The following is a 6,000-nucleotide window of genomic DNA, read 5'->3' as shown; positions in this document are numbered from 1 at the left end:
TGGTCGCTGCTGATCGTGAAGGCCCTGACCCCTTCCCCGCCTACGCCACGCCGACAGTGACGAACGGCTCACCCACGCTCAACTCCGAAGAGCCGGCTTACCCGACCGATCCGCACGCGCCGACGCCCAGCGAATCGCCCGTACGAGACTAAGCCACATCACCGGTGTCCGCCGGCCACAGGAGGTCATTTGTCGGTCGGCGGTCACGTGCACCTGGGTCTCGTTGCGGGATCGGCCCGAACGCGGTGATGGTCGAGATTTCCCAGTGGGGGGGTAAGGCGAACTCGGAGCTGAGCCCGTCCTTGTCGAATGCACGGAACTGTCGGGCGGTCAGGCCCATCGCGAGGCCCTGGAATGTCATGTGCGCCACCGCCTGCCCGAGGTCGTAGCTGGAGAATTCGGAGTACTCCCAGTCGCTGTCCTCGACGAAACGGTGACACAGATTCACGACCAGCAGGCTCGCCCGAGGTGCCCATGCAGCTGAACTCGGGGCGAGGTGTTTGAAGACTCGGCCGTGCGCCTCATCGCCGCGCCGGGCAACAATGAACGACCAAGGCTGGGAGTTGCCTGCAGAAGGAGCCCATCGGGCGGCCTCCAACAGCAACTCAACCTGCTCGCGTGCGACGACCGGACCTTCGTCGAAGCCCAAGGGGCTCCACCGGGCACGAAGCAGCGGATGCAGGCCCTGCACAGGCGCGGGCCCCTGTCCTGACATACTCCTCCACTCATCGTGCAGATTGATTCCGCGGGCGGCAGGCTTATCAGACCCACAGACGACCTCCGTGGTCAACGGCAATGGCCCAGCCGTAAGCGCCGAGTAAGGGCAACGCCGCGCGCATGCCCATTCACCCAGCCGAGGAAGGGTCGATCGGTGACTCCGGCCAAGCGGCGCCATCAGCGACCGCCCGCACCGCTCGGCGCCGCGCTCACACCCATCAACGCGTGCGGTCCATGGCACGTTCTGGATTGGCGACCGACACCTGTACTCGCGACCGGTAATGGGCTCCATGACTACCGTCGAACTGCCGTTCAGGACTCCACTGAGGCCGACCGCACCTCTCAGCGCACGGATCTGTCCACGAACGGTCCCTGCCGGGTGCTGGGTGAACCCCCTTCTACCCGGACGGAGTTTTGGGTGTCCGGAGAGATACGCGGCACGGCTGCTGTATCAGCGGCGGCGTCGGTGCCTCGACCTAATAGGGTCGGGGGGAGGCTGACGCGGTGCGAACCGAGCTGACCGGCCGTACCGCGTCAGCGTGCGCTTAGCTGTCGGTCGACGCCTGCGCGTCATCTGGCAGGAGCACCGGCCCGACAGCCGGCAGAACGCGGCGGTGGCTGAAGGCGAGCAGGGCGTTGGCTGCCTGTTTGGGGCGTTCACCGGTCAACGACATTCGGGCGGCGATCAGGCCCGCGACCAAGGGAGTTGCGAATGAGGTGCCGCTCCATTGCGCCATACCGGCGAAGTCGCGGAACCGGCCTGCGTTCGGTCGTTCGGTGCATTTGTAGCGCCCGGTCAGAAACGCGTTCACGAGATTCTCGCCCGGTGCGTAGACGTCGACCCAACTGCCGTAGTTGCTGAACGGCGCACGGCTGGTTCCGTCGGCGGCCAGTGCTCCCACCGAAACGGCTTCGGGGTAGGCGGCCGGCCAGAACCGCTGGTCAGTGCCGTCGTTACCGGCCGCGGCGACGAGTACCGGTCCGTCCGCGCTGCCCTGCCGCGGCCGGGTGAAGGTGTCGAGAGCCATCGACGGTACGTCGAAGCGCGTCGTGGAGCCGGCCGAGAGACTGATGATGTCCGGATCCTCGTCCATCACCTCGGCCAGTCGATCGGCCAGATCCGCCTCGAACACCGCCCCCGCTTTGTTGAAGTAGCTCTTCACCACCACCTCGGCCTGCGGCGCGATCGCGCGGACGACGCCCGCGATGAAGGTTCCGTGACCCGCGTACGGGCGGATCAGCTTGGTCACCGGGTCGAAGGCCACTTCGGGGTCGCCGCTCACGCCGTTCAGCCAGGGTGCACTCGGCGCCGGGGTCCAGCCGACGTCCAGGACGACCACCTTCACCCCGTGGCCGTCGGCATTGCCCACCTCGGTCAGAAATGGATCTGGGAGCGCGCCTTCGAGCACTTCCTCGGGTTCCGTCGCGGGGCAAGGACTGACGCTGCAGACGTAGAACAGGTGTTCCGGCGTGACATAGCCGCGGCCGAACCGTCTGTCGGCATACGCCAGGAGACGTTGGATCTCAGTGAAGCCGTCGCCGTCAGGTGCGTCGGCCGGTACGGCGTCCGGCAGGTTGAGCCGGGTGACGCCGAGGCTGCTGCGCCGAGCGTTTCCACCGCCGAAGAGATCGACCGCTCGGGGAGCGTCGTGATCCCTGACCAGCACGCCCCTGGACCGGTAGATGGCGTTCACCCCGGCGGTGCGCCAGTTCGGCGGATCGATCTCGATCTCGTCGCCGAATTCGGCCAGAATCAGCTCGACCTGGTCTTCGAATTTATCGTTTGAATCACCGTCAGGCTGGTTGTTGTTCCCGCCCGAGTTGTTGTCGTCCGGCATTTTCTCTCCCCCTCGATGATCACTGGCAGGTACATCCCGGCCAGTTAACATTTCACTGTGTCGACAAACCAGGGGTATGTCGAGGTGACGGCGGCGCCGGAGGATCTGCTGACGTTGGCTTTGTCGCGTCCGCATGATGCGATTTCCGGCGCGCGACGGCTGCTCGCGAACGGACCGCCGCAGTTCACCGCGTCGATCGCTCACCAGGCCCGCGGCATCGGCTTGTGCCAGCTGGGCGCGTCGACACCGCGATCCGGGAGATGCAGCTGACCCTGCGGCTCGCCGAACAGTCGGGGCACCGGCGGCGCGAACTGGATGCACAGGCCACCCTCGGCGCCACCCTCGGGCGAGCCGGCTACGGCAGACAAGGGCTTGCGTGCCTGGAACGTGCGGTCGCCGGCAGCCGGGGAGCGCTCGCCGGGCGGAACCTGGCCCGGCGAGCCGACGTGCTCCTGGTTCTCGGGCGCACAAAGACGCGCTGGAGAATCTTCGCGGCCGGTGACTCGGCTGCGGCGACCTCGTGTGGGAGGCGCGCTCGCGCAACTACCGCGGCTTCGCTCACCTCGCAGCGGTTCCGCGACCACGTCGCAACGTTCCATGACGAGCTCGCGGTGTTGGCCGCAATCCCAAACGAACGAAGGCGACTAGTGTCGCGTAAACGATGTTCTTTGACCGGGTTTGCAGTGGTCGAGTAGGTCGTCGGCGGTTTTGGTCCAGATGAAGGGTTGGCAGCGGTCGTTCCAGCCGTCGATGAAGGCCCGGATGGCATCGGTCAGGTCGCGGACTGAGGTGAAGGTGCCGCGCCGGATGGCCTGGCGGGTGATGATGCCGAAGAAGATCTCGACCATGTTGAGCCAGGAGCCGCTGGTCGGGGTGAAGTGCAGCTGGATCCGCGGGTTCTTCGCCAGCCACGCGCGGACCTTGGGGTGCTTGTGGCTGCCGTAGTTGTCGACCACGATGTGCAGCTTCTTGCGTGGGTAGGCCTTCGCGACCTGCTTGAGGAACCGCAGGAACTCTTGGTGGCGGTGCCTGGGCATGCACGCGTCGACGACCCTGCCGGTGGCGATCTCGAGCGCGGCGAACAGCGTGGTGGTGCCGTTACGGCGGTAGTCGTGGCTGCGCTTCTCGGGCAGCCCGGGCCGCAGCGGCAGGATCGGCGCGGTCCGGTCCAACGCCTGGATCTGGGATTTGTCGTCGATCGACAACACGATCGCGTTGTCGGGCGGGCTCAGGTACAGACCGACGACATCGCGGACCTTGGCCTCCAACTCGGGGTCGGTGGAGAACTTGAACGTCTCGACCCGCCACGGCTGCAGGCCCCACCTCTTCCAGATCTTGCCGACCCACACATGCGAGATCCCGCCGAGGTGGTCGGCCAGCAGCCGCGACGACCAGTGCGTCACGCCGAGGCGTTCCGGCGGCGGCTCCAACGTCGCCAGCACCACCGCGACCTCATCGACCGTGGCCGGCCGGCCCGGCTTCGGCCGGTCGTCCAGCCCACCCAGCCCCTCGGCCGCGTAACGCTTCTTCCACCCGATCACCGTCGGCTTGGACACCCCGACCCGCGCCACGATGTCCTTCACCGCCACCCCATCGGCCGCCAGCAGCACGATCCGCGCCCGCTGCGCCAGACCCGCCCGCATCGACGGCGACCGCGTCCACGACTCCAACACCCTGCGATCCTCGACCGGAACATCCACGGTCACAGTCAACGCCATAACCCATGATCCCACGAGGTAAAGCTATTTCGTTACCGCGACACTAGAGGAGTTCGCCAGGCACGCGGAACAGAACATCGAGGGCGATCTCAGAAAGCTGGAGAGGGGCTTTGGGTTGCACAAGCTCGAAGCAACCCGCGCCATGATCTGCGGAGGTTTGACGGCACCCGGATTGATCGCAAGCGTGGCCGGGACGCCGCCACACTTCAGCGTGACAGGTGGAGTGGCGATCGTTATCGGCGCGGCATGGTGGCAGATACATGAATCCAGGGAGCAGGCCAAGGAGAAGTCCCCGGTCAGCTTCCTGCTCGACCTGCGCGACGCACTGACCCCACAACAATCGCGCGGCGGCTGCGAAAGGTCCTGGCCGGCGCGGCTGGCTAGAGGCTCGGCACCGGTGGAAAGGGGGCGACGAGCCGTTGGTCGGCGGTCGCGCCGGCCTTCCGGGCCGACCGTCGCAATCGGCATTCGGATACGACCTCGTGGCGAGCTGGCTCCGTCGGCCGGCGTGCCCTGCGCTTCCGCGGGGCCGGGTGCAGTTCTGAGGAACGCTGGTGAGTCTGGGCGGGAGGCCGTCGCAATGCTGAGCCAGGATGCGCGTCCGACCTCACTGGTTAGCTCAGGTCTACGAGCACCCGCGCTATGGAGGCGATCCCTCCTTGGCCCTCACTCAAATCGACTCGGGGTTCAAATCCCTGGGGACTTGAACCCCCATGTGTCCGACGAGGGACACGCTCCTTAACCACACGCCTACAGCTTGACGTCTGAAGGCATGGTGCGGCACTGAACCGTCGACGTCCCGCTTCGCGTGCGGGTTAGCGGTCCACTCGGGCGGCAGTCGACTACAACCCGTTCGGCGTGGCATCGACGGTGTTGTACGCGCAGGTGTTGGCCAGTGTGGTTCGGTGGATCGCCTAGATGTACCCGGGCATGGGGTCGGTGCAGCTAGGCGCTGTTAGCGTGTCACCTCTGGCCGTCCGCCCGGTTTGGGGGATTGCCTGGGGACGGGCTTCGGGTCGAGGGTAGGAGTGCCGGCGACGCCGCTGGGGTGTCGCCTCTCTGAAGGGAGGTGGGCCGTGTACGCACGCTCCACCACCATGATGGCCCAGCCCGACCGTATCGATGGCGGCATCGCGCTGGTCAATGACGAACTGATGTCGATGATGACCGACATCGATGGCTGCATGGGCCTGTCTATGCTGGTCGACCGGTCGAGCGGCCGCTGCATCGCCACGAGCTCGTGGGAGACCGAGGAGGCCATGCGCGCGAGCAACGAGCAGCTCCAGCCCGTCCGGCAGCGCCTGCTCGAGACCTTGGGCGGGGACGGCCTCGAGGTCCAGGAGTGGGAGATCGCGATCCTCCACCGTGACCACGAGTCGCCTGCCGGGGCTTGCGCCAGGGTGACGTGGGCTCGCCCACCGGCGGGTCAGCTGGGCGCCGCCGTGGATGGGTTCAAGACCGACGTGTTGCCGCTCCTGGAGAACCAGGACGGGTTCTGCAGCGCGAGCATGCTCATCGACCGTGAGGCCGGGATGCTGTGCGGCACGGTCAGCTTCGAGAGCAGGGCCACCCTCGAGGGCACCCGAGAGTTCGCCGCCGAGCAGCGGGCCACGATGGCCGAGCGTACCGGGATCGAGTTCGTGGACGTCCTCGAGTGCGAACTCGCCGTCCACCATCTGAGGGTGCCCGAGTTGGTCTGACCGCCGCTCGTCCCACCCGTCACCCTT

5 protein-coding genes are annotated in these 6,000 nt (G+C 66.7%); 1 reads left to right on the top strand and 4 read right to left on the bottom strand.

Annotated features, from left to right (window positions below):
- Positions 1-148: 148 nt before the first annotated feature.
- The 4 genes from EV644_RS37340 to EV644_RS37330 form a co-directional block, all read right to left on the bottom strand.
- On the bottom strand, positions 149-715 hold the full coding sequence (locus EV644_RS37340) for a nitroreductase family protein (protein ID WP_132195050.1): 567 nt from the start codon (positions 713-715) through the stop codon (positions 149-151).
- 547 nt (positions 716-1,262) lie between these two features.
- On the bottom strand, positions 1,263-2,555 hold the full coding sequence (locus EV644_RS37335) for a S8 family peptidase (RefSeq protein WP_158293044.1): 1,293 nt from the start codon (positions 2,553-2,555) through the stop codon (positions 1,263-1,265).
- Between the two features lie 200 nt (positions 2,556-2,755).
- Positions 2,756-2,923, bottom strand: a complete 168-nt coding sequence (locus tag EV644_RS44890) for a hypothetical protein (protein ID WP_158293043.1) — start codon at positions 2,921-2,923, stop codon at positions 2,756-2,758.
- 276 nt (positions 2,924-3,199) lie between these two features.
- Positions 3,200-4,273 (bottom strand): IS630 family transposase, encoded by a 1,074-nt coding sequence (locus EV644_RS37330; protein ID WP_132195054.1) that lies wholly within the window; start codon positions 4,271-4,273, stop codon positions 3,200-3,202.
- A 1,076-nt stretch (positions 4,274-5,349) separates the two neighbouring features.
- Here EV644_RS37330 and EV644_RS37325 point away from each other — a divergent pair.
- On the top strand, positions 5,350-5,973 hold the full coding sequence (locus EV644_RS37325) for a hypothetical protein (protein ID WP_132195056.1): 624 nt from the start codon (positions 5,350-5,352) through the stop codon (positions 5,971-5,973).
- The last annotated feature ends 27 nt before the right edge of the window (positions 5,974-6,000 follow it).

Origin of the sequence: Kribbella orskensis, from assembly GCF_004342085.1 — a bacterium.
Taxonomy (GTDB): Bacteria; Actinomycetota; Actinomycetes; order Propionibacteriales; family Kribbellaceae; genus Kribbella; species Kribbella orskensis.
This window is presented reverse-complemented; position numbering and strand designations above follow the sequence as displayed.